Origin of the sequence: Synechococcus sp. MU1651, assembly GCF_023630635.1 — a bacterium.
Taxonomy (GTDB): domain Bacteria; phylum Cyanobacteriota; class Cyanobacteriia; order PCC-6307; family Cyanobiaceae; genus Parasynechococcus.
On record NZ_JAKUHJ010000001.1, the window covers coordinates 458185 to 480459 of the forward strand.

At 63.4% G+C, this 22275-nt stretch carries 24 protein-coding genes and 1 tRNA gene; 12 read left to right on the forward strand and 13 right to left on the reverse strand.

Annotation, left to right across the window (positions count from 1 at the left end; translation table 11 throughout):
• Positions 1-116 precede the first annotated feature (116 nt).
• From NCN05_RS02685 to NCN05_RS02705, 5 genes are all read left to right on the forward strand, one after another.
• Positions 117-431, forward strand: coding sequence for a hypothetical protein (locus NCN05_RS02685; protein WP_250396861.1), 315 nt, complete (start codon positions 117-119; stop codon positions 429-431).
• Between the two features lie 186 nt (positions 432-617).
• A complete protein-coding gene (gene msrA, locus NCN05_RS02690) occupies positions 618-1331 on the forward strand; it encodes a peptide-methionine (S)-S-oxide reductase MsrA (RefSeq protein WP_114989011.1) in 714 nt (237 codons plus the stop codon).
• Positions 1332-1365: 34 nt separating this feature from the next.
• On the forward strand, positions 1366-1530 hold the full coding sequence (locus tag NCN05_RS02695; RefSeq protein ID WP_250396862.1) for a hypothetical protein: 165 nt from the start codon (positions 1366-1368) through the stop codon (positions 1528-1530).
• Positions 1531-1597: 67 nt separating this feature from the next.
• The gene (locus NCN05_RS02700; RefSeq protein ID WP_250396863.1) at positions 1598-1933 is read left to right on the forward strand and encodes a hypothetical protein; all 336 of its coding nucleotides are present in this window, start codon (positions 1598-1600) and stop codon (positions 1931-1933) included.
• 14 nt (positions 1934-1947) lie between these two features.
• Positions 1948-2021: transfer RNA gene (locus NCN05_RS02705), tRNA-Pro, on the forward strand.
• 80 nt (positions 2022-2101) lie between these two features.
• On the opposite strand, the gene ptrA is transcribed toward NCN05_RS02705, so the two are convergent.
• The 5 genes from ptrA to NCN05_RS02730 form a co-directional block, all read right to left on the reverse strand.
• Positions 2102-2737, reverse strand: a complete 636-nt coding sequence (ptrA, locus tag NCN05_RS02710) for a Crp/Fnr family transcriptional regulator PtrA (protein ID WP_250396864.1) — start codon at positions 2735-2737, stop codon at positions 2102-2104.
• 193 nt (positions 2738-2930) lie between these two features.
• On the reverse strand, positions 2931-3848 hold the full coding sequence (gene pstS / locus NCN05_RS02715; RefSeq protein ID WP_250396914.1) for a phosphate ABC transporter substrate-binding protein PstS: 918 nt from the start codon (positions 3846-3848) through the stop codon (positions 2931-2933).
• A 230-nt stretch (positions 3849-4078) separates the two neighbouring features.
• Positions 4079-5059, reverse strand: coding sequence for a phosphate ABC transporter substrate-binding protein PstS (gene pstS / locus NCN05_RS02720; protein ID WP_250396865.1), 981 nt, complete (start codon positions 5057-5059; stop codon positions 4079-4081).
• Positions 5060-5117: 58 nt separating this feature from the next.
• Positions 5118-5387 carry a hypothetical protein gene (locus tag NCN05_RS02725; protein WP_250396866.1) on the reverse strand — a complete coding sequence of 90 codons (270 nt, stop codon included), beginning with the start codon at positions 5385-5387 and terminating at the stop codon, positions 5118-5120.
• A gap of 79 nt (positions 5388-5466) precedes the next feature.
• Complete coding sequence (locus NCN05_RS02730) at positions 5467-6309, reverse strand: 3'-5' exonuclease (RefSeq protein ID WP_250396867.1); 843 nt, start codon at positions 6307-6309, stop codon at positions 5467-5469.
• Between the two features lie 85 nt (positions 6310-6394).
• On the opposite strand from NCN05_RS02730, the gene NCN05_RS02735 reads away from it, so the two are divergent.
• Both NCN05_RS02735 and NCN05_RS02740 read left to right on the forward strand, forming a co-directional pair.
• Positions 6395-6850, forward strand: a complete 456-nt coding sequence (locus tag NCN05_RS02735; RefSeq protein WP_011364117.1) for a peroxiredoxin — start codon at positions 6395-6397, stop codon at positions 6848-6850.
• Positions 6851-6852: 2 nt separating this feature from the next.
• Positions 6853-7581 carry a DUF1350 family protein gene (locus NCN05_RS02740; RefSeq protein ID WP_250396868.1) on the forward strand — a complete coding sequence of 243 codons (729 nt, stop codon included), beginning with the start codon at positions 6853-6855 and terminating at the stop codon, positions 7579-7581.
• On the opposite strand, the gene acs is transcribed toward NCN05_RS02740, so the two are convergent.
• Positions 7571-9544, reverse strand: a complete 1974-nt coding sequence (acs, locus tag NCN05_RS02745; RefSeq protein ID WP_250396869.1) for an acetate--CoA ligase — start codon at positions 9542-9544, stop codon at positions 7571-7573. The two genes, NCN05_RS02740 and acs, sit on opposite strands and share 11 nt — an antisense overlap.
• Before the next feature lie 129 nt (positions 9545-9673).
• On the opposite strand from acs, the gene NCN05_RS02750 reads away from it, so the two are divergent.
• On the forward strand, positions 9674-10324 hold the full coding sequence (locus tag NCN05_RS02750; protein WP_250396870.1) for an HAD family hydrolase: 651 nt from the start codon (positions 9674-9676) through the stop codon (positions 10322-10324).
• A 9-nt stretch (positions 10325-10333) separates the two neighbouring features.
• Here NCN05_RS02750 and sds read toward each other — a convergent pair whose 3' ends face one another.
• Genes sds through NCN05_RS02775 form a run of 5 tightly spaced genes read right to left on the reverse strand, consistent with a single transcriptional unit; the run spans position 10334 to position 14824 of the window.
• Complete coding sequence (gene sds / locus NCN05_RS02755; protein WP_250396871.1) at positions 10334-11305, reverse strand: solanesyl diphosphate synthase; 972 nt, start codon at positions 11303-11305, stop codon at positions 10334-10336.
• Between the two features lie 37 nt (positions 11306-11342).
• Positions 11343-12140: a glutamate racemase gene (gene murI, locus NCN05_RS02760; protein WP_250396872.1), complete on the reverse strand. Its 798-nt coding sequence runs from the start codon at positions 12138-12140 to the stop codon at positions 11343-11345.
• Positions 12137-13231: an N-acetylmuramoyl-L-alanine amidase gene (locus NCN05_RS02765; protein ID WP_250396873.1), complete on the reverse strand. Its 1095-nt coding sequence runs from the start codon at positions 13229-13231 to the stop codon at positions 12137-12139. Before NCN05_RS02765 ends, murI begins: the two co-directional genes overlap by 4 nt.
• Before the next feature lie 5 nt (positions 13232-13236).
• A complete protein-coding gene (locus NCN05_RS02770; protein ID WP_250396874.1) occupies positions 13237-14058 on the reverse strand; it encodes a carbon-nitrogen hydrolase family protein in 822 nt (273 codons plus the stop codon).
• Positions 14059-14092: 34 nt separating this feature from the next.
• Entirely contained in the window at positions 14093-14824 is a 732-nt protein-coding gene (locus NCN05_RS02775) for a 2-phosphosulfolactate phosphatase family protein (protein ID WP_115162166.1), read from the reverse strand.
• Positions 14825-14887: 63 nt separating this feature from the next.
• Between NCN05_RS02775 and NCN05_RS02780 the strand changes: the two genes are divergently transcribed.
• The 4 genes from NCN05_RS02780 to glmU are packed head-to-tail and all read left to right on the forward strand — an operon-like array spanning position 14888 to position 20141.
• Entirely contained in the window at positions 14888-16450 is a 1563-nt protein-coding gene (locus NCN05_RS02780; protein ID WP_115082140.1) for a UbiD family decarboxylase, read from the forward strand.
• A 24-nt stretch (positions 16451-16474) separates the two neighbouring features.
• Complete coding sequence (aroA, locus tag NCN05_RS02785; RefSeq protein ID WP_250396875.1) at positions 16475-17800, forward strand: 3-phosphoshikimate 1-carboxyvinyltransferase; 1326 nt, start codon at positions 16475-16477, stop codon at positions 17798-17800.
• A complete protein-coding gene (locus NCN05_RS02790) occupies positions 17781-18752 on the forward strand; it encodes a tRNA (5-methylaminomethyl-2-thiouridine)(34)-methyltransferase MnmD (RefSeq protein WP_250396876.1) in 972 nt (323 codons plus the stop codon). The genes aroA and NCN05_RS02790 overlap by 20 nt, the downstream gene beginning before the upstream one ends.
• A gap of 36 nt (positions 18753-18788) precedes the next feature.
• Positions 18789-20141 (forward strand): bifunctional UDP-N-acetylglucosamine diphosphorylase/glucosamine-1-phosphate N-acetyltransferase GlmU, encoded by a 1353-nt coding sequence (glmU, locus tag NCN05_RS02795; RefSeq protein WP_250396877.1) that lies wholly within the window; start codon positions 18789-18791, stop codon positions 20139-20141.
• A gap of 10 nt (positions 20142-20151) precedes the next feature.
• On the opposite strand, the gene NCN05_RS02800 is transcribed toward glmU, so the two are convergent.
• Positions 20152-21501: a UDP-N-acetylmuramoyl-tripeptide--D-alanyl-D-alanine ligase gene (locus tag NCN05_RS02800; RefSeq protein ID WP_250396878.1), complete on the reverse strand. Its 1350-nt coding sequence runs from the start codon at positions 21499-21501 to the stop codon at positions 20152-20154.
• Positions 21498-22274 carry a hypothetical protein gene (locus tag NCN05_RS02805; protein WP_250396879.1) on the reverse strand — a complete coding sequence of 259 codons (777 nt, stop codon included), beginning with the start codon at positions 22272-22274 and terminating at the stop codon, positions 21498-21500. The genes NCN05_RS02800 and NCN05_RS02805 overlap by 4 nt, the downstream gene beginning before the upstream one ends.
• Between the last annotated feature and the right edge of the window lies 1 nt (position 22275).

The window sequence follows — 22275 nt, forward strand, 5'->3', positions numbered from 1 at the left end:
GAACACGTCCGGACCGGTTGCTCTAAGGCCTCGGAAGCAGGAATTACCTGCTGATTGAAATTCGTATGGTGGAGGTTCCACAGGACGAGACAACTTTCCCTTGGTCGGCCACCAGCATGAGCTGGTTCAATCTTGCCCCGCGATTGAGGGCAGACAGCCCCGGGTGCAGGCGCGGTTTCTGGTTCAACGAAATGAACCACCTGTTTTTGTTTCTGAGAAACAGCTTCCTTAATCAACAGGCCATCAATCAATGGCTTGCAATTGATTGGTCCATCCAATTCGTCTTGTTTTCTTGCCATGACCCTGCCATCGGCACAATCTCCTCCACCCCTGATGACATTCTCAATGGTGTCAACAGTCAAATACGCCTGACCCGCAGAGTCGCTTCGAGACGGCCCAGCGACAGCGCCATTCAGGCTGAAAACCGCTGACAAACAATCAACACCTTTCTGCAGAACATTGTTCAAAGAAGAACCAACCTTCAAGACAAGATTTGACTTGTTCATTTGTATCCCTCACTTGGGGGGCCATCACTGAAAGTTCACTGATTGCCCTCGACGCGGCAGCATCACTGTGCTGAATCCGCTGCCTAAGCTTTGCGGACCGACGCAACCAACATGCTTCCTTCCTGGCTGTCTCCCCGCGGCGGCGCCGAATCCTCTGCACCTGCAACGCACGCCGTGTTGGGAACGCCGCTGAAGGCCCCACTGATGGCGGACCAGGAGGAAGCAATCTTTGCCTGTGGGTGCTTCTGGGGTGCTGAAAAGGGCTTTTGGCGACTGCCTGGGGTGGTGAGCACGGCCGTGGGCTATGCGGGGGGGCAAACCGAGAACCCCTCCTACAACGAGGTCTGCTCCGGCAGAACCGGGCACACGGAAGTGGTGCGCGTGGTGTGGAGCCGACCCGCCCTCGACTTCAGCGACCTGCTGAAACTGTTCTGGGAGTGCCACGACCCCACCCAGGGCAACAGGCAAGGCAACGACACCGGCAGTCAATACCGATCAGCCATCTACACGTTCAATCCAGAGCATCTGCAACTGGCCCTGGCCAGCCGGGATGCCTATCAAGTCGCCCTCTCGGCCAAGGGCTACGGGGCCATCACCACCGAAATTCTGGCGGACCAGACCTTCTATTTCGCCGAGGACTATCACCAGCAGTACCTCGCCAAACCCGGCAGCCGTCCCTACTGCTCCGCCATGCCAACCCAGACGCTGCTTGGTGACTTCGAGGGATCGAACTACAAACTCCCGAAGCAGGTCTGGGACAAGTACGACTGGTCCATCAGCCACTGCGTGCTTCGATCCGACAACAGCCCGATCGCCCTGGGCTGATTCGGCCAAGATGAGGACGGTCTCGACCCATGTCATGCCCGAGCCCTGGTCTGATCGGCAGGTGATCCTGGCGATTTCCCTCACCTTGATTTTGGTACTGGGCCTGATCCTCGGCAGTGTCTCCCACAACCGAGAGCAGCAAGCTCCGATGCTGTGGCGGGAGACCCCCCAACCCAAAGCAACACCTTTGGCAATCTGACCACCAGCCAGCGGGCACGCTTCCTGTTGGTGCGATCGTGGGTGAAGAAGGACGCCTCCGTTCTGCAGTGAGTGAACGGCCTGATCCATCCGAACAGCGTCAACTGCATCCCCTTCCGAGGGGGCTGGTGGAGCTCTACGGCTTGATCGCCGTTCTGGTGGTGCTCATCCCCGAATGGCTGGCGGATGGAACCCTGAATCTGGGCCAGGCCAATGGCCCTGCCTCACTCCCAATGCGCTCGAGAGCCTGGCGCACCCTGCCCGAGCTGCGTCTGGCGGCGATGACCCTGGCTGAGCTTCGCCAGGCCGCCGCAGAACTGCGGCTGTACCACTACGGATCCGCAACGAGAGACCAGCTCACCACTCGGTTGCTCAGGCGACTCAGACGCCGGGATGCACTGTGATAACTTAAATCTGACGGGGCGTGGCGCAGCTTGGTAGCGCACCACTTTGGGGTAGTGGGGGTCGTGGGTTCAAATCCCGCCGCTCCGATTCAACCGTCTTGTTTCCCCACCTGAACATCGACACTTCAGGGATTGAGCCGGCGGTTTCGCCGGCTCTTTTTTTTGCCTTCAGCGGCGGCCAGCGCCGGTCACCACCAGATGCCTGGAGGCATCAATCTGAAGCCAGCCTTCATCCCGCAACTGCCCCAACACGCGGGTCACGGTCACCCGTGTGGTGCTCAGGGCACTGGCAATCTCCTGATGGGTCAGGCGAAGGTTGAGCCGCAACCCGGCCTCACAGGGTTCGCCAAAGTCCTTGGCGAGCAGCTCCAAAAAGCCTCGGACCCGTTCTTCAACGCGACGCAGCCCCAGCAGGGCCAGGAGCGACTCCGCCTGGCGGTAGCGGGCGGCCATGGCCTTGACCAAACCAAGCGCTAACTGAGGAGACTGCTCGAGCTCCGCCAGATTGCAGCAGAGCAGATCGCAATCGGTGAGCGCTACAGCCTCATAGGCCTCCACATTGGTGAATGCGGCACCGAAGGGTTCGTTGGGACCCACCAGGCCAAGCACCAGCTCGTCGCCATGCACCGACAGCGCCCCGAGCTTCACCATGCCGCGCACCAAAAACCAAACACTGTTCTTCAGCAGAGGAATGAAACTTCCCGCGGTGACATGAACAACATTGCGATTGTCGTAGCTGCTTTCAAGAAACGACTTGAAACCCAGCGCTGTTGAACTCAGATCAGCCGACGGAGTGGCAAGCATTTGGAATCCCGTGAATCCAGAAAAACTGTATTGAGGACAACATCGATTCCCAACAAAGAGCTGGGAGAGATTCGGGGGAGATTCGGTTAAGAAGGCTCTAACACTGATCGCCATTCGAATCATTCAGCCCATAAAAAAAGGGCCCTGAGGGGCCCTTTGATGCTTGGTTTTGAAAAACCAATTCAAGCCAAGATCACTTGCCGATCTTGTTCACAGCGGCCTTGGACTTGGCCAGGATGTCGCCCTTGAGGGGAACGAAGCCCAGGGAAGGAGCCTTGTTCTGAGCAGCGTCGCTCAGCATGTAGTTGAAGGCGTCCTGAACCACCTTGGCGTTGTCTCCGTTGCCGGTTTTGTACGCCAGAACCCAGGTGAGGGTTGCGATGGGGTATGCACCCTTGGCGGTGGGGTTGGGGTTCTTGCCAGCCAGGTCCTTGTCCAGGCTGATGCCATTGAGGGCCTTGGCACCAGCAGCCACAGAGGGCTTGAGGAACTCACCGGACTTGTTCTGGAGCGCTGCGGCAACCACCTTGCCCTTGATGTACGACTGGTTCACGTAACCGATCGCGCCTTCACGGTTCTGGATCAGGCCAGCCACACCGGAGTTGCCCTTGGCGCCAACGCCTGCGGGCCACTTCACGGATTTACCGGTGCCGAGGGTCCAGGTCTTGGAGAAGGCCTGCATGGAGTTGGTGAAGGCCTTGGTGGTACCAGAGCCATCGGAACGGTGCACCCAGGTGAGGGTGCCGGGCTTGCAGCCGAGCTCCTTCCAATCCTTGATCATGCCCATGGCGACCTGAACGGCCCGCTCCTGGGTGAGCTTCAGATTGCAACCGGGCTTGTTGTAGCCGAAGGAAATGGTGCCACCCACCATCGGGATCTGAACCACACCACGGGTGACCTTGGCCATGTCCGTCTTCTTCATCGGATCATCCGATGCACCGAAGTTCACGGTCTGGTCGATGAAGGCTTTACGGCCGGAACCGGAACCCACGGCCTGGTAGTTGACCTGAGGGCCACCTGCCTTGGCCAGGTCGGCGAACCAACGCTGATAGATCTTGGCAGGGAAAGAGGCACCTGCGCCATTGAGCCGTTCAGCGGCAGAAGCCGACATGCTGGCGCCAAGGGCCAGAACGGAGGAAAGGAGGAGAGCCTTTTGGGCGAAACGAGTCACAACCAGAAAGAGGACAGTTGCAATTCACACCTAATCGGAGGTCCAACAGAGTGTCGTTAAAGCCCCGTTAACAACGGTTAAAGCTCATGGAGATCCTTCAAAAACCATCAAAAAACCCCGGTTTGGCCATCCAAACCAGGGCATGTCGTTCACCCATCGAGGGTTCGCATTCAAGGCTGAATGCCTGCCACCGCAGTGCGGGATTTTTCAAGGATGCTGCCCCGGAGAGGTACAAAGCCCAGGGCCGCGGCACCCTCCTGGGTGGAATCGTCCAGCATGTAGTTCAAGACGTTCCTCACAGCTTCAGCCTTGGCGCCATTGCCCTCGGCGTAGGCCAACACCCAGGTGAGTGTTGCAATGGGGTAGGCACCGGCAGCGGAGGGGTTGGGGTTGCTGCCCGCCAGATACTGATCAAGCTCAATGCCGTTGAGGGCTTTGGCACCAGCCTCCACGGAGGGCGTGAGGAATTCCCCGGATTTGTTCTGCAGCGCAGCAGCCTTCACATTCCCCTTGATGTACGACTGATTCACGTAGCCGATCGCGCCGACCCGGTTGTCAATCACCCCGGCAACGCCCGAATTGCCCTTGGCACCCACGCCCACCGGCCATTTCACCGATTTGCCGCTGCCAAGGGTCCAATCCGCTGAAAAGGTCTGCAGCGAGTTGGTGAAGGCCTTGGTGGTGCCGGAACCGTCCGAGCGGTGCACCCAGGTGATCGTGCCCGCTTCACAGCCGAGCTCCTTCCAATCGCTGATGCGGCCGATGGCCACATCCACAGCCTGTTGCTGGGTGAGCTGAAGCTCGCAACCCGGTTTGTTGTAACCGAAGGCGATCGTTCCCCCCACCATCGGGATTTGAACCACACCTTGGCTTACCTGCTTGCGATCAGCCTCCTTGATCGGGTCGTCCGAAGCGGCGAAATCCACGGTGCCATCGATGAAGGCTTTGCGGCCGGAACCGGAACCCACCGCCTGGTAGTTCACCTTGATTCCGCCGGAGCCGGCGAGCTCGGCGAACCAGCTCTGGTAGACCTTGGCGGGGAAGGAGGCCCCCGCCGCATTGAGGCTGGACACACTGGAACCTCCGCCACAGGCAGCGAGGCCAACAGCGAGAACGCTCAGGCTTGAAAGAGCCAGGGAACGATGTGCCAAAACCGATTAAGTGATTTGCTCCATCCTCCCGCGTCGTTGATCCAGGCTCAGAGGTGGCCTACACGGTGGGCACGACGGTGGAGGCGACGGTGAGCCGCGTGGCCACGGCATAACAGCGCAGCCAGCGGTTCACCCGTTTGCGGTGGGGGGCGGGAACCTCCTCAATCAACTGGCTGAGTTCATCCGCCCCCATGCGTCGCAGGGCACGCACATCCACATGCCAGAGCGCTTCGGCTTCGCGGATCAACCGCGCCCAGGTGCGCACCTGCTGCCACTGGCGCAGGCGGGAGCGAAGGGGGCGTTGATGGGGATGCAGAAAAGCCGTCATGGCTTCAGCGTGCTGCCTCAAGCGGCACTCTCTGCAAAATCACCCAGACCCTTCGGAGTGCTGAAGCAAATGCGCAGAGTCAGGCGCTGAGGCGATCGGCTTCGAGCTCAACTGGGGCAACCGGAAACTCCAGCTCCGCCACCTCACGGTCGCTCAAACGACGGGTCCAGGCTCCCTTGATCGGATCGTTCCAGCGGAAACCCGCTGCCTTGGCCAGATGGCGTTCATCGAACGACACCCGGGCACGCATCAACTGGCGCGGTTCCAAGCCCCGTTCCAACAGCTGCTCCAGGTCGTTACAGCGGGCGAAGACCTCCGCGATGTAGATGCAGTCGCTGAGGGCGCGGTGGGCCGCCCAGACCGGGACGCCGTAGGCCAGGGCCAGGTCCCGCACCGACGGCCGCGAACGCAACTGACGCTCCGCCGGCCAGCGGATGTCTTCCATGGTGCACAGCCACGGTGTTGCGGTGGCCGGCACAACGCCGAGACCGAACCACTGGCGATCGAAGGCCGCGTTATGGGCCACCAGCAGATCGGCAGCTTCAAGCAGATGCTCAAACCACACCAGCGCCTCCCGCCAGGGCTGGGGCAGGCGGGTGACGGCGGCGGGGATCCGGTTAATCGCCTCTGCCGCGTTGGAGTCCACCGGCAAAAGAAACGATTGCTGGGCCAGCACCGAACGACTCGGCACATCAAACAAAATGCAGCCCAGCTCAAGGCATTGGTCCTGCTGCGGATCCAGACCGGAGGTCTCGGTGTCGATGATCAGCAGGGTGGTCGGGGAGTCCTTTGGCGAGTCCTCGGGCTGATCAGCCTTGGCCTCGGGTTCAGCGGCTGGCGGAGCAAGCAACGGCGTTGCCGCTGTTTGGGGCTCCGCCTGAGGCCTTGAAAATCCCGCAAGCAAATCGAGCTGTTCAGGCATGGCGCAGTGACTCCTCCCAGCCCTGATTCTCCCGCCCCGGGCAAGGTGGCTGCTGCCTAGGGTTCAACCTCTTTATTGCAATGTGATGGCCCTCGGGATCGGCGACCGGCTCCCCTCCTTCAGCCTGGAGGATCAGAACGGTGACCTGCGCACTCCCGCCTCGGTGCAGGGCCGCTGGTTGGTGCTGTTCTTCTATCCCAAGGACGACACCCCGGGGTGCACGGCCGAAGCCTGCAGCTTCCGCGACAACGCGGAGAGCTTCGCTGCCCTCGATGCAGAGGTCTGGGGCATCAGCGGTGATGACGCCGTCAGCCATCGGCGTTTCGCCACCCGCCACAACCTCACGTTTCCGCTGCTTTGCGACCGCAATAACGCCCTGCGCCGCGAGATGGGAGTCCCCAAAGCTCTTGGCCTCCTGCCCGGTCGCGTCACCTACATCGTTGATGGCGAAGGGGTGATCCGGCACACCTTCAGCAACCTCTTGGATGGCCCAGCCCACGTGCGGGAAGCTCAGCAAGTGCTGAATCAGCTGCGCGGTTGAGCATGGCCAACTGGCGACAGCTGGGTTCCATTTGGCAGCTGCGGCCAGCCGAACCGGCTGGACTGGTGGAATTCATCGGTGGCAGCTATCTGGCGGCCACCCCCCAGATAAGCTACCGCCGGCTGCTGGAAGAGCTGGCGGCGGACGGGTTGGCGGTGCATGCCTGGGCCTATGTGCCTGGGTTCGATCATCAACGTCAGGCCCGCGATGCCTGGAGCGCTTTCCGCTCAGCGCGTCGCCAACTTGAGGAGCGCTGCGGCCCCCTCTCTGCTCCGCTGCGGCTTGGCCACAGCCTGGGATGCAAGCTTCACCTGCTGGCCCCTGATGGTGGTCGGGGCAGCAGGGCTCTGGTGGCCCTGAGCTTCAACAACTTCAACGCCGATCGCTCGATTCCCCTCCTAGGGGAACTGGCACCAAGGCTCGGGGTGGAAACCGAGTTCAGCCCAAGCCCAGCTGAAACGCTTCGCTTGATCAGCCGCCACTACCAACAGGAGCGGAACCTGGTGGTGCGCTTCGGGCGCGATGAACTGGATCAAAGCGGCGATCTGATTCAGGCCCTGCGAGAACGCGCTTCCGACGCCAGCTCAACCCTGGAGCTGCCAGGCGATCACCTCACCCCGGCCAGTGCAGGGCTGCGGCGCAGCTTCCTCGGAGACTGGGCGGATGACCCCAGGCGGGTGGCGGTCATCCGTCAGCTGAGCCGAACCATCGGCAAGGCGGTCAAGCCCTGAGACGATCCAGAACGGAGCGGTCTTCCAGAGTGCTGGTGTCACCAGTGACTTCCTGACCCGCCGCCAGAGCCCGCAGGATCCGGCGCATGATCTTGCCGCTACGGGTCTTGGGCAGGGCATCACTGCAACGGATCTCATCCGGCCGGGCAATCGGACCGATTTCCGTTCCCACGTGGGCTCGCAACTCCTTCACCAGAGCATCATCGCCTTCGCGGCCTGCCTCCAGGGTGACGAAGGCCACGATGCCTTCGCCCTTGAGATCGTCGGGCCGGCCCACGACGGCCGCCTCCGCCACCGCGGGGTGACTGACCAGGGCTGATTCAATTTCCATCGTGCCGAGACGGTGGCCTGAGACGTTGATCACGTCATCGACGCGACCCATCACCCAGAAGTAGCCATCGGCATCCCGCCGGGCACCATCCCCGGCGAAATAGAGGTAGGACCCATCAGCGGGACGGATGTGCTCCCAATAGCTCTCGCGGAAGCGTTGGGGGTTGCCATGCACGGTGCGCATCATTCCAGGCCAGGGGGCACGCACCGCCAGGTACCCGCCTTCATCGGCACCGCAGCTGTTGCCTTCTGCATCGATGATGTCGGCCTGAATGCCGGGCAGGGGCAGGGTGGCGGAGCCGGGCTTGGTGGGCGTTGCCCCCGGCAGAGGGCTGATCATCACCCCGCCGGTTTCGGTCTGCCACCAGGTGTCGACGATCGGGCAGCGGTTGCCTCCAATCACGTCGCGATACCACATCCAGGCCTCCGGATTGATCGGTTCGCCGACGGTGCCGAGCAGCCGGAGGCTGCTCATGTCGAACTGATCCGGAACGGAGCGGCCGCTCTTCATGAACGCCCGGATGGCGGTGGGAGCCGTGTAGAAGATCGAGATCTTGTGTTTCTGGATCAACTCCCAGAAGGCACCGGGCTTGGACGGTCGCGGCGCACCCTCGTACATCACCGTCGTGGCACCGTTCGACAAGGGGCCGTAGACGATGTAGCTGTGGCCAGTGATCCAACCCACATCGGCCGTACACCAGAAGACATCCTCATCCCGGATGTCGAAGATCCACTGGAAGGTGAGGTGGGCCCAGAGGTTGTAGCCGGCGGTGGTGTGCACAACGCCCTTGGGCTTGCCGGTGGAGCCGGAGGTGTAGAGCACGAAGAGGCGGTCCTCGCTGGCCATCGGCTCAGCGGGGCAGTCGGCACTCTGACCCTCCACCAGGTCATGCCACCACTGATCACGACCGGAAACCATCTCAACGTCCTGCTTGGTGCGCTGCACCACAAGCACGCCGGTCACCGAGGGGCAGGCGCCATTGGCCAGCGCCGCATCCACCGCAGGCTTGAGGGACACCGGCTTGTCCTTGCGGAAGCCGCCATCAGCGGTGATCACCGCTTTCACTTCACCATCGTTGAGCCGGTCCCTGAGGGCTTCCGCGGAAAAGCCGCCGAACACCACTGAATGGGGTGCACCGATGCGCGCGCAGGCGAGCATGGCAATCGCCGCCTCAGGCACCATCGGCATGTAGAGCGCCACAAGGTCACCCTTGCCGATGCCCATGGCCTTGAGGCCATTGGCGGCTTTGCACACCTCGGCATGCAGTTCCTGGTAAGTGAACCGGCGCACATCCCCCGGTTCTCCTTCCCAAATCAACGCTGTCTTCTGCGCCGTTGGTCCATCGAGATGACGGTCCAGGCAGTTGTAGGAGAGGTTCGTGGTGCCGCCCTCAAACCAGCGCGCGAACGGAGGATTCGACCAATCGAGCACGGTGTGGAAGGGCTCGAACCAATGCAGTTCTCGACGGGCGGCCTCACCCCAGAACGCATCAGGGTCGTTTTTGGCGGCATCGGCCATGGCCCGATAGGCCTCGAGGCTGCCGATGCGCGCTTTGGCGGAGGTGTCTGCCGGCGGCTCGAACACCCGCTGCTCCTGCAGCACGCTTTCGATGGTGGTGTTGGCGTCGGTCACAGCAGACTGCGCAGTGCTTGTCCTCGAAGGGTAAGGAGCAGGACCCCGCTTAATCCAGGTCCCGTATCAATCCGTCGGACGATGATGCAGTCGATGCGAAAGGATTGAGCTGGGCATCGCCATCCCGGGATGAAACTGCCACCTGCCGCTTGCCTGTTCGATCTGGATGGGCTTCTGCTCGACACCGAGCCGCTGCATGGCCGGGGCTGGTGGGAAGCCGCGGCCCACTTCGGCACCCAGCTGAGCGAGGCCCAGTTGATGCAGCTGAAGGGCCGTCGCCGGCTCGACTGTGCGGCCCAGGTGGATGCATGGCTGGCGAAACCGGTGGGCGCGGATGCGCTGTTGGCGGTGCAGCAGCCGATCGTGCGTGCCCTGCTTCCGGATGCTGCCCCGATGCCTGCCGCGCAGAAGCTGGTGGCGCATTGCCACAACCGGGGCATCCCCATGGCACTGGTCACCAGCAGCAGCAGCGAGGCCGTTGCATTCAAAGCAGCACCCCATCCCTGGCTGGAGCTGATCCAGGAACGGGTCTATGGCGACGATCCCGAGCTCAACGCGGGCAAACCCGACCCCGCACCCTTTCGACTTGCTGCCCACCGGTTGGGGCTCAACCCAAGCAACTGCTGGGCCCTGGAGGATTCCCAGGCCGGCAGCCAATCAGCCCTTGGCGCCGGGTGTCAGGTCTGGCTGGTGAGCCCCAAGGGCTCAGACCAACCCGACCTGGAGACCAACCCCTGTGCCATCAACAGCCTGAATGTTGTGTGGAAGCTGTTGGCTTGAAGTCCCTGCTCAGTACAGGCGGCTGAGGACAAAGTCCGGCAGTTCCATCAAGGCGCGTTGCGCCGGAGACTCCGGCAGCCAAGCGATCGATTCCCGGGATTCGCGGGCAAAGGTTTCCGCCAGCTCACGGGTGCGTTCAATCGCCTTGGAGGCCCGCACCATCTCCAGTGCCTTGTCCAGGTCACCGGGCTCGGAAAACTGGCGATCGATCAACGGCTGCAGCGATGGATGCTCCTCAAGGGCATAGAAGGTGGGAGCCGTGAGATAGCCGCTGGCGAGATCACTGGCGGCGGGCTTGCCGAGCTGCTGGTCGCTTCCGGTGAAATCGAGGATGTCATCCACCACCTGGAAGGCCAGGCCCAACTGGCGACCGAATTGGTAGAGGCTGTCGAGCTGGGAGGGTGAGCAGCCGCTGAGGACTCCTGCGGCACGGCAGCTGTTGGCAATCAGGGATGCCGTCTTGCAGTAACTCTTTTCGAGGTAGGTCTCAAAAGTTTGGGCCGTGTCGAAGCGGTAGAGGCCCTGCTTCACCTCCCCATCCGCGAGATCCATGATCACGCGACTAAGCAGCTTGACGACATCGAGGTCATCGAGATTGGCAAGGTGCCAGCTGGCCTGAGCGAAGAGGAAGTCGCCGGCAAGAACAGCAACCCGGGCATCGAACCGGCTGTGGACCGTGTCCACCCCGCGCCGGGTGGAAGCCTCATCCACCACATCGTCGTGAACGAGCGAGGCCGTGTGGATCATTTCAGTGATCTCAGCCAGGCGGCGGTGGCGGGGCGTGAGCTCTCCCTGCGGGGACAGGGCCCGCGACAGAAGCAGAACAATGCCGGGGCGCAACCGCTTGCCACCGGCGCTGAACAAATGCTCGGCAGCGGCCTGGAGAATGGGGTGACCTGCCCCGATCAGGCTGCGCAGGTCTCCGAGCAGGGTTTCAAGATCTGTCTCTACCGGTTGGAGTAGCTCGGTAACGGTGCTCATGACTCCCCTCGGCGCCGCGATCCTAGTGGTCCCACGCTCAGTCCTGCAGCAGCTGAAGGCTGACGGCAGGCCGCTGGCCCAGCCAGGGGGTGGCGCGCACAGCGAAGCCATCGGGGTCTGCGGTGACGCAGAAGCGGCAGCTCTCCAGGGAAAAGGGCCTTGAGGCCGGCGAGATGCGTACCGGTGGCCCCAGAACGGCATCCAGTTGACGGGCCACGCCGATGGCCGGGTCAATGATCTGGACCGACTCCGGCAGCAGCTGACGCAACAGCGGCACCAGTAAGGGGTAATGGGTGCAACCCAGCACGATCGAGTCCACGGAGGCTGCCAGCAGAGGTTCGAGATAGGCCTGGGCCGCACGACGCAGGTCGTCGCTGTTCATCTCGCAGGCTTCGATCAGGGGCACAAAGGCAGGACAGGCCTGCTCGATCACCACCGAGCCGGGATGAAGCGCTTCGATGCTGGCGCGGTAGGCCGAGGAGGCCACGGTCGCTGGTGTGGCCAGCACGCCAACACGGCGCGTTTCCACCATCGCGGCGGCGGCGCCGATCAGACCGATCACCGGCACCCCGGCCTGGCCCTCGGCCACATCCCTCGCCAGGGCATTGGTGGTGTTGCAGGCCATCACCACCGTGGAGACCTGTTGGCCGCGCAACCAGCCCACCACTTCTGCGGCAATGCGCCGGATGTCATCCGGTTGACGGTTGCCATAGGGAACCCGGGCCGTGTCACCGAGGTAGACGCAGGGCACCGGTCCATGGCGTTCGAGCACCCGACGCAGAACCGTCAGGCCCCCCAGGCCGCTGTCGAAGAACCCCAGCAGTTGCTTCGTCATCGCACCTCCTGCTTGAGGTAGTTGAGGATGCCGGCCGCCAGGGCCAAGGCCAGGCGGCGGCGATGGTCAACCTTGGCCAGACGCGGCGCATCAATCGCCCCGGTGACGAATCCCATCTCCACCAAAGCCGAAGGCATGGTGCTGCGCCGGATCACGAAGAAGCGACCACGTCTGACGCCGCGGTTCGGTGTTCCGGGGGACACGTCCATCATCTGCTGCTGCAGATAGGACGCGAGGCGTCCAGAACGGGGGTCCGAGAAGAAGAACGTCTCTATTCCGTTCACATCCGGACGGTTCATGCTCAGGGCATTGGCATGGATGCTCACGAAGGCCGTGGCCCCACTGCGGTTCGCCAGGGACACCCGCGGCGGCAGGTCCACATCCACTTCACGGGTGCGGGTCAAGCGCACGTCCACGCCCCTCGCCCGCAGAAGGTCGGCCACCTGAAGCGACACATCCAAAACCACGTCGGTCTCGCGCAGACCGCCGATGCCGATGGCCCCCGGATCAGGCCCCCCATGACCGGGGTCGATCACGATGCGATAGCGGTTGCGAGCCACCGTGGGCAGCCCGGAAGGATCCACCGGCGTGCGGGTGGGACGGAAGCCACCCGGTGGGAGCCAGGCCGTGGCACGACCGCTGAGGTCGCCTTCACCGAAATCATCCAAGCCCCGGGTGGGCAGGCCTGTGAAAACCAGTTCCCAACGGTCCGGAGCGGTTCCACGCAGGCGCAGATCGTTGGGGTTGAGATCCACATCAGGGCGGAATTCCACCACCAGACGGGTGGCACCCGCGCGGGGTTTGCCCAGCCGGATCTCACGGACGGCACCGCGTCCCGCCAGGCGCCGCGGGAATCTCAACTCACCTGGAATATCAATCCAGACCCGGGTGCCGCGGCCATCGCTGGCAGCCTGAAAAAACGCCTCCAAGCGAGCGTTCCGGCTGGTGCGCAGCTTGAGCACCCCTTCCTCGGTGAAGGCCCAGGCGGCCAGGGCACTTGCGGCTCGGGCAGGCAACGCCTGGGTGAAGGCCGTGCACTGCAGGGCTGCGGCCAGCAGCCAGGCCATCCGTCGGGACGAGGCCGGAGCCATGGCGCTCAGAACAGCGTGGGTTGGCGGTGCCGAAGGCTCGGCATCTGACCCCGAACATGACCGAGGTGGTTGGTGTTCACCGGAGCAATGGCGGCTCCTGCCTGAACACCCGCATCCGCGAGGACCGTTCCCCAGGGATCAATCACAAGGGCGTGTCCATGGCTCTGACGGCGACCGTGGTGGACACCGGTCTGAGCCGGAGCGAGGACGTAGGCCGTGTTTTCAATGGCCCTGGCCTGCAGAAGCACCTGCCAGTGGTCTTTTCCGGTGAAGGCCGTGAATGCCGCAGGAATCATCAACAGGTCCGCGCCGGCACCGACAAGATGGCGATAGAGCTCAGGAAACCGCACGTCGTAGCAAATGGACAGCCCCACCTTGCAGAGACCAGGAATCTCAACGACCGGAGGCAGATCCCTGCCTGGATTCACCGTTGCCGACTCGCGGTAGGTGTTGCCGTCCGGCAGGTCGACATCAAAGAGGTGAATCTTGTCGTAACGACCCAGGAGCATGCCGTCACGGTCGACAAGCTCAGCGCGGTTCAGGGTTCGCGATCCATCACCCACCGGCACAGGAAAGCCACCACCCAGCAGCGCCACCTGATAGCGACGCGCCATGGTCACCAGGAAGCGACTGCTCTGCTCCGCCAGGGTGGGAGCCAGCTCCAGGCGCCGGCTGTCTTCGCCCATGAAGGCGAAATTCTCCGGCAGACCGATCAGCTCGGCACCACGGCGGGCAGCCAGATCGATCTGCTCTTCAGCTGCATTGAAATTGAGCTCCGGGTCCTGACCGCTCGTCAACTGGACAGCAGCCGCCAGGAAGTCGCTCACATGCACTGATCAGATGAGCGAACTTTAGTGAGGGTCAGGCCGCCCGAAGCACCCCAGGCTCGACCTGTGTCGGAACGACACTCAGCTGATCGAGGCCAGCACAGCAGCGGAAATCCGCGTCGTGATCGCCAAGGCGAATCAAGCGCTGACCATGGGTCGCCGTGCGAAGACAAGCCTCTGGTTCGGATTGCCACTGTCGCCAGAGGGAGACGGCTGCCGTGAGTTCGTCGTTGGCAGCACTGCTCCCGGTGGGATCCAGCTCCAGCAAGCGATGGCCCAAGGCACCAGCGGCCAGGGAATCCTCGAGGGAATAGGCACCCTCCCAACCGCTGCCAACAATCGCCACGTGGCTGGGTTGTTTCGCCAGCAAGCGCTGGGCCACGGCTTCACGGTTCGGCAACGCCGCCGTTAGCAGCAGAGGAACCTCGCGGACACGATCAAGCGCCCGGGTGCCATTGGTGGTGCTCATGAACAGACGCTTGCCAGCCACCCGCTCCGGCGTCACGGCAACGGGTGAATTGCCCAGGTCAAATCCCTCGAGCATCTGCCCACCGCGCTCACCAAGGAGCAACCGCGCATCGGCAGGCCATGCCGCTGCAGCAGCACGCAGATCGTCGAGGCTGGCGAAGGCCTGCACCGCCTCGGCACCGTTGTGCAACGACCAGGCGATGGTGGTGGTGGCCCGCAGCACATCAATCACCACCGCCGCATCGGGGCGAAGGTCCTCCGGCATCTCTGCCGGCACATGGAAGTAGGAGATCTGCATGGCCACGCTGAACACCGGCGTGCGACACAGTACCGAGACCGCTTGCGCCGAGACCGTCATCCCATGGCCCTGTTCCAATCCGGTCCGGCCACCCGAGATCTGCGGGGCTTCCTCAAGCTGCTCGAGGATCGCGGCCAACTGCGCCGGATCACAGCACCGGTGGACCCCGACCTTGAGCTGGCGGCCATTGCCGACCGGGTGCTGAGCCAAGGGGGCCCCGCCCTGCTGTTCGAGAACGTGATCGGCTCGTCGATGCCGGTGGCCGTCAACACCCTCGGCACCGTGGAACGGGTGGTGTGGAGCATGGGCCTCGAACGGGCCGAGCAGCTGGAGGAGCTGGGGTCACGCCTGGCCCTGCTGCAGCAACCACGCCCCCCCAAAGGCCTGGAGGAAACCAAACAGTTCGCCCGGGTCTTCTGGGACCTGGTCAAGGCCAAGCCCGACCGCGACCTCACACCCCCCTGCCGGCAGCAGGTGTTCCGTGGCGATGAGGTTGATCTCGACAACATCCCCCTGATCCGGCCCTGGCCAGGGGATGCCGGGGGCGTGATCACGCTTGGACTGGTGATCACCAAAGACCCCGAAACCGGTGTCCCCAACGTGGGTGTCTACCGGCTTCAGAAGCAGTCGGTGAACACGATGACCGTGCACTGGTTGAGCGTGCGCGGTGGTGCCCGCCACCTGCGCAAGGCAGCCGCCATGGGCAAGAAGCTGGAGGTGGCGGTGGCCATCGGCGTGCACCCGCTGCTGGTGATGGCCGCCGCCACACCGATCCCGGTGCAACTCAGCGAGTGGCTGTTCGCAGGCATCTATGCCGGAGAAGGGGTGCGTCTGGCCCCCTGCAAAACCATCGACCTGCAGGTCCCCAGCCACAGCGAAGTGGTGCTGGAGGGAACGATCACCCCTGGTGAAGTGCTGCCGGATGGCCCCTTCGGGGATCACATGGGGTTCTACGGCGGTGTGGAGGACTCACCTCTGGTGCGCTTCCACTGCATGACTCAACGGCGGGATCCGGTGTTTCTCACCACCTTCAGCGGCCGTCCTCCCAAGGAAGAAGCGATGCTGGCCATCGCGCTGAACCGGATCTACACGCCGATCCTGCGGCAGCAGATCCCAGAGATCACCGACTTCTTCCTGCCGATGGAAGCGCTCAGCTACAAGCTGGCGGTGATCTCGATCGACAAGGCCTATCCGGGGCAGGCCAAGCGTGCTGCCATGGCCTTCTGGAGTGCCCTGCCGCAATTCACTTACACCAAGTTCGTTGTGGTGGTGGACAGTCACATCAACGTGCGCGACCCGCGTCAGGTGGTCTGGGCCATCGCGGCCCAGGTGGATCCCCAGCGCGACCTGTTCACCCTGGAAAACACCCCCTTCGACACCCTTGACTTCGCCAGCGAACAGTTGGGCCTGGGGGGACGACTGGCCATTGATGCCACCACCAAGGTGGGACCTGAGAAAAATCACGAATGGGGTGAACCCCTCAGCCGTCCGGCGGATCTGGAACAGCGGGTCAGCGACCGCTGGGCCGAGCTGGGGCTGGAGGACCTCGGCACCGACGACCCCGACCCCAGCCTCTTCGGCTATGCCCTCGATCGCCTGATTCAGGGCCTGAAGACCGGCCAATAGGATCAGCCCAACGACGAAACAACCTTGAGCGGCACAGGCCAATCCGACGACCCCCGTGAGCTCAAGGCCGGAGGAACCCTCCAGGGACGGGTGAAGGTTCCAGGCGATAAATCGATCTCGCACCGATCGATGCTGTTCGGCGCCATCGCAGAGGGCACCACAACCATTGATGGTCTGCTCCCGGCCGAAGACCCCCTGAGCACCGCCGCCTGCCTGCGGGCGATGGGAGTCAGCATCAGCCCGATCACCGATGGCGGCATCATCACCGTTGAAGGGGTTGGCCTGGACGGATTGCAGGAGCCAGCAGAAGTGCTCGACTGCGGCAACTCCGGCACCACGATGCGACTGATGCTGGGCCTGCTGGCGGGCCGCGACGGTCGCCACTTCGTGCTGGATGGCGATGCCTCCCTGCGCCGCCGCCCGATGCGTCGGGTGGGCCAACCGTTGGCCTCAATGGGTGCGGAAGTGCGTGGCCGTGATGGGGGCAACCTGGCGCCGCTGGCGGTGCAGGGGCGCCAGCTAAAAGGAACGGTGATCGGCACGCCCGTGGCCAGTGCTCAGGTGAAATCAGCCCTGCTTCTGGCTGCGCTCACGGCCGAGAGCCCGACCACGGTGATCGAACCGGCCCAGTCCCGTGATCACAGCGAGCGGATGCTGAAGGCCTTCGGTGCTGATCTCACCGTTGGCGGCGAAATGGGACGGCACATCAGCGTGCGTCCCGGCGCCACCCTGCAGGGCCAGAACGTGGTGGTCCCTGGTGACATCAGCTCGGCGGCCTTCTGGCTTGTGGCTGGAGCCCTGATTCCAGGTGCCGATCTCACCATCGAAAACGTGGGGCTGAATCCAACACGCACCGGGATCCTGGAGGTGCTGGAGCAGATGGGTGCCCGGATCGAGGTGCTCAACCCCCGTGACGTGGCGGGCGAACCGGTGGGCGATCTGCGGGTGACCCACGGCCCATTGAAGCCCTTCAACTTCGGCGAGCAGATCATGCCCCGCCTCGTGGATGAAGTGCCGATCCTCAGCGTCGCCGCCTGTTTCTGCGAGGGTGAAAGCCGGATCAGTGGAGCGTCTGAACTGCGGGTGAAGGAAACCGATCGGCTGGCGGTGATGGCGCGTCAGCTCAAGGCCATGGGTGCCGACATTGATGAGCATGAGGACGGCATGACCATCCGCGGCGGTCAACCGCTCAAGGGAGCCGTGCTGGACAGCGAAACCGATCACCGGGTGGCGATGAGCCTCGGCGTGGCAGCCATGCTCGCCGACGGCAACTCGAGCCTGGCGAGAAGCGAAGCTGCAGCCGTGTCGTATCCCTCGTTCTGGGACGAACTTGAACGGCTCCGCTGCTGAGCTCGGTGCGCTCCGCGTCTATCCGACGGCGGATGGCAGCTTCAGCCTGCACAGCGATCACTTCAGCGAGGCCTTTCACAACTCGGCGGGAGCCCTGAATGAGGCCCGGGCCAAGTTCGTCCAACCCTCTGAGCTGCAGCGCTTCAGAAGCGGCTCTGATTTAAGGATCCTGGATGTGTGCCTGGGGCTCGGCTACAACACGGCCGCTGTGCTGGAAGCCTTGCCGACGGCAGGGCCGAAGCTGCAGTGGTGGGGGCTTGAGCTGGACCGCCGGCCCTTGGAACAAGCCTTGGAGCAGGCCAGTTTCCAATCCCTCTGGTCAGCCTCTGTGCTGGCGAAGCTTGAAGCCATTCGCGACCACGGCTGCTGGAAAGAGCCCAGCAGCTGGAAAGAACCCAACAACTCGCAAGAGCCCAACAACTGGCAAAAAACCATCAGCCAAGGGATCCAGCTCTGGGGCGATGCCCGATCGATGCTCCAGGAGATTCCCGAGCCCGTTCGCTTTGATCTGGTGCTGTTGGACGCCTTCTCCCCCCAGCGCTGCCCGGAACTGTGGAGCGAGGAATTCCTGGGAGCGCTGGCGCAGCGCTTGGCTCCGCAGGGACGGTTGCTCACCTACAGCCGTTCCGCCGCGGTGCGGGCCAGCCTGAAGAGGGCGGGCTTGAGCCTGTATTCCCTGCTGCCAGCCCCGGGCGAACGGGTGGGATGGAGCAGCGGCACCATGGCCACGCCTGCAGACGCCACCTGTCCTCTGGACGGCCCCGGTTGGCGCCAGCTCTCGGCGATGGAATGGGAACACCTGCAGACCCGGGCGGCCGTGCCATTTCGTGATCCCCAGGGCAACGCCACAGCTGAAGACATCCTTGAGCGCCGCCGCCTTGAACAGGAGCATTGCGGTTATGAACCCACCAATGCCTGGCAAAGGCGCTGGCGCAAGGACAGTCCGCCCTGAGCCCGGTAGATTCCGCCCGTCTTCCACTCGCTCCGCATGCTTGCCGTAGCCGTACTGGCCGCTGGAAAAGGCACCCGCATGAAGAGCGCACTCCCGAAAGTGCTCCAACCGCTGGCGGGAGCCACCCTGGTGGAACGGGTGCTCGCCAGTGCCGGCAACCTGAAACCGGAACGGCGGCTGCTGATCGTTGGGCATCAAGCCGAACGGGTGGAGCAGCAGCTGGCACCGCTCGGAGGCCTGGAATTTGTTCTGCAGCAGCCCCAGAACGGCACGGGCCATGCGGTGCAACAGCTGATCCCATCACTGCAGGGCTTTGAAGGGGAACTGCTCGTGCTCAACGGCGATGTGCCGCTGCTGCGACGTGAAACCGTCGACGCATTGGTGCAACAGCACCGGGCCAGCGGTGCCGATGTCACCCTGCTGACGGCACGGCTCGAGAATCCCACCGGTTACGGGCGTGTGTTCGCCGATGCCGAGGGCCAGGTGAGCAGCATCATTGAGCATCGCGATTGCACAGACGAGCAACGCAGCAACAACCTCACCAACGCCGGGATCTACTGCTTCAACTGGACAGCCCTGGCCAACGTTCTGCCGAAGCTCAGCACCGACAACGATCAGGGGGAGCTCTATCTCACCGACACGGTGGCGATGCTGCCGAAGGCCATGCACCTGGAGGTAGCCGATGCAGATGAGGTGAACGGCATCAACAACCGGCGGCAACTGGCCCAGTGCGAAGCCCTGCTGCAGCAACGGTTGCGCCACCACTGGATGGATGAAGGGGTCACCTTCGTTGATCCCGAAAGCTGCACCCTCAGCGAAGGCTGCAGTTTCGGCCGCGATGTGGTGATCGAACCGCAAACCCACTTCCGCGGCCGTTGCGTGGTCGGCGACAACTCCCGGATCGGCCCCGGCAGTCTGATCGAGGACGCGTCGGTTGGGACCAATGTCAGTGTGGTGCACTCTGTGGTGCGAGAGGCCAACGTCGGCAATGACGTTGCCATCGGTCCCTTTGCTCACCTGCGGCCGGCCGCTGATGTCGGTGATGGCTGCCGCATCGGCAACTTTGTGGAGGTGAAGAAAAGCCAGCTGGGGGCTGGCACCAAGGTGAACCACCTCAGCTACATCGGCGACGCCCAACTGGGAGAGAAGGTCAACGTGGGGGCCGGAACCATCACCGCCAACTACGACGGGGTGAACAAGCACCGCACCGTGATCGGCAGCCACAGCAAAACCGGTGCCAATTCCGTGCTGGTGGCCCCCATCAACGTCGGTGAACGCGCCACCATCGGTGCCGGGTCAACGATCACCAAGGATGTGGCGGATGGCGCCCTGGCAATCGGTCGCGCCCGCCAGATGACCAAGGACGGCTGGGCGGAACGAAAGGTTTAGTCCAGCCTTTTCAGAGGCGTGGCAACAGCGGAATCAACCGTTCCAGGGCGACACCGCGGCTGGCCTTGAGCAGCAAAACATCACCGGAGTTCAGCCAGGCGGCCAGGGGCGCTGCGGCGTCTTCGGGATGCGACACCAGCTGCAGGTGGGGCAGGGGAGCCGCCACTTCAGCCATCGCCTTGCCCTCCGCACCGCCATCCACCAGCACCAGACCATCCAGGCCCAGCTGCACGGCGCGGGCGGCAACCTCCTGATGCAGCTCCAGGCTGCGCTCCCCAAGCTCGAGCATGGTCCCCAACACGGCAAAACGTCGCCCCGGTTGCGCCGCCAGCAGCTCAAGAGCCGCCAACACCGCCTCAGGCGAGGCGTTGTAGGTCTCATCGAGAAGTGTCAAACCACCCTGCTGAAGGCGTCGGTTGCGTCCGCCCGGCACCGTCACCTGCATGGCTTGCAACGCCTTGCGGGAAACGCCCAACTGGTCTGCAACAGCGACGGCCAAGAGCAGGTTGCGGGCGTTGTGACGTCCCTCCAGCTGTAGCGGGAGACGATCCGCATCGATCAGCAACTGATCGCCGTTGACGTCTCCAACCAGATCGGATTCGACCTCGGGATCGTCAGCCAGGCGCACGCGCAGCACGCGGCCGGACCACACCGCCGCCAAAGCCGAGTCCAGCAGGGGATCACCGGCGGGAATCACCACGGTTCCCTTCTGATGCAACCCAGCCGTGATTTCACATTTGGCCGCTGCAATCGCCTCACGGCTACCGAGACGACCGATGTGGGCCGTGCCGATGTTGGTGATCACCGCAAGATCCGGCTCGGTGCAGCGAGAGAGACGCTCGATCTCCCCAGGCCCCCGCATGCCCATCTCAATCACCAGGGCCGCATCAGCTGCGCTGGCGCCCAGAACGGTGAGGGGAACGCCGACATCGTTGTTGTTGTTGCCTTCGCTGGCCTGAATCGCTCCCAGCGGAGCCAATGCCGCTCGAATCAACTCCCGGGTTGTGGTTTTGCCGGCTGAGCCCGTCACCGCCACCAGAGGTTTGGCCAGGGCACGGCGATGCAGCAAGGCCAGCTGTTGATAGGCCAGCAGTGTGTCGTCCACCCGCCAATGCAACAGGCCCGAAGGCAACGGTTCAGTCCAGCTGCGGCTCACAACAGCAGCCTGGACCTTGTGTTCAGGCAGTTGGTCGAGAAAGTGATGACCATCGAAGCGCTCGCCCACCAGGGGGACAAAAAAATCACCCGCCTGAAGCTGTCGGCTGTCGGTGCAGACCCGTCCCACCAGGGCATCGGGTTCAAAGCTGCCGCCCTGCGGCGTTCCCCAGGCATCCAGCAGCTGACGCAGCGTCAGGGTCATCCCACCAACCCGAGGTCAAACAGGATCATGCCGCCCCCAACCCGAGCTGACCGCCCCAGCAGATCGCCCTGCTCATTGACCAACTGAAGACTGGCGTAATCCAGCTCGAACGCCGACTGAAGCCAACTGGAGGCGAGGCTCTGGCGTTGATCCAGAGGCAACTGCTGCCAAGCGTCAACAGACAACTCCAAGAGCAAGCGGTCCTGCTCCGGAACGGGCTTGGCTGAACGGAGCAGTCCTTCCGGGACGGCCTTGTCCTGAAACAACTCGAACAGGGGATCGAAACTGAGTTGGGGCTGGGGGGGCTGCTCCGGCTCCGATGGTTCCAAAGCCGGCTCCGCATCCACAGCTTCCAGCGGAGGGGATGGCTCCTGCAGCATGGGCTGTGGAGCTGGGATCAGCTCCGGCACGGGAAGCTCAAGGGGAGACGTCCGCTGCTCCACGACCGGCTCCGGACGCGGGGCGGGTCGGGCGTGGTCCTGCCAGAAGCGGACCCCAGCCAGCGGCAGCAGCAGGAGCAGCACCAGCAGCAGTGGCCAGAAGCTGGGGGCCAAATCCCGGGGCCAGAAGCCTGGCACCGAAAGCTCACCCTCTCGATTGCGGCGCCAGAGTTCCTGACCCCTGAGCCGAAGATCGGCGGCCATCGCCTGCAGGTTGCGGCCGAACTCCTGCCAGGGGCTGACGTAGGGAGCCGGGAGATTGCCCGATGGCTCCACCCCCTGGAGCTCGGAACGAGCCTCAGGTGGGGAGTCGGATCGGGCGGGCTCGCTCAAA

Bases quoted from the DNA above. Each gene is read 5' to 3' on its own strand.
- NCN05_RS02685 (WP_250396861.1), top strand. From the start codon at position 117: ATGAGCTGGTTCAATCTTGCCCCGCGATTGAGGGCAGACAGCCCCGGG.
- msrA (WP_114989011.1), top strand. From the start codon at position 618: ATGCTTCCTTCCTGGCTGTCTCCCCGCGGCGGCGCCGAATCCTCTGCA.
- NCN05_RS02695 (WP_250396862.1), top strand. From the start codon at position 1,366: ATGCCCGAGCCCTGGTCTGATCGGCAGGTGATCCTGGCGATTTCCCTC.
- ptrA (WP_250396864.1), bottom strand. From the start codon at position 2,737: ATGCTTGCCACTCCGTCGGCTGATCTGAGTTCAACAGCGCTGGGTTTC.
- pstS (WP_250396914.1), bottom strand. From the start codon at position 3,848: ATGTCGGCTTCTGCCGCTGAACGGCTCAATGGCGCAGGTGCCTCTTTC.
- NCN05_RS02725 (WP_250396866.1), bottom strand. From the start codon at position 5,387: ATGACGGCTTTTCTGCATCCCCATCAACGCCCCCTTCGCTCCCGCCTG.
- NCN05_RS02730 (WP_250396867.1), bottom strand. From the start codon at position 6,309: ATGCCTGAACAGCTCGATTTGCTTGCGGGATTTTCAAGGCCTCAGGCG.
- NCN05_RS02735 (WP_011364117.1), top strand. From the start codon at position 6,395: ATGGCCCTCGGGATCGGCGACCGGCTCCCCTCCTTCAGCCTGGAGGAT.
- NCN05_RS02740 (WP_250396868.1), top strand. From the start codon at position 6,853: ATGGCCAACTGGCGACAGCTGGGTTCCATTTGGCAGCTGCGGCCAGCC.
- NCN05_RS02750 (WP_250396870.1), top strand. From the start codon at position 9,674: ATGAAACTGCCACCTGCCGCTTGCCTGTTCGATCTGGATGGGCTTCTG.
- sds (WP_250396871.1), bottom strand. From the start codon at position 11,305: ATGAGCACCGTTACCGAGCTACTCCAACCGGTAGAGACAGATCTTGAA.
- murI (WP_250396872.1), bottom strand. From the start codon at position 12,140: ATGACGAAGCAACTGCTGGGGTTCTTCGACAGCGGCCTGGGGGGCCTG.
- NCN05_RS02765 (WP_250396873.1), bottom strand. From the start codon at position 13,231: ATGGCTCCGGCCTCGTCCCGACGGATGGCCTGGCTGCTGGCCGCAGCC.
- NCN05_RS02775 (WP_115162166.1), bottom strand. From the start codon at position 14,824: ATGCAGATCTCCTACTTCCATGTGCCGGCAGAGATGCCGGAGGACCTT.
- NCN05_RS02780 (WP_115082140.1), top strand. From the start codon at position 14,888: ATGGCCCTGTTCCAATCCGGTCCGGCCACCCGAGATCTGCGGGGCTTC.
- glmU (WP_250396877.1), top strand. From the start codon at position 18,789: ATGCTTGCCGTAGCCGTACTGGCCGCTGGAAAAGGCACCCGCATGAAG.
- NCN05_RS02800 (WP_250396878.1), bottom strand. From the start codon at position 21,501: ATGACCCTGACGCTGCGTCAGCTGCTGGATGCCTGGGGAACGCCGCAG.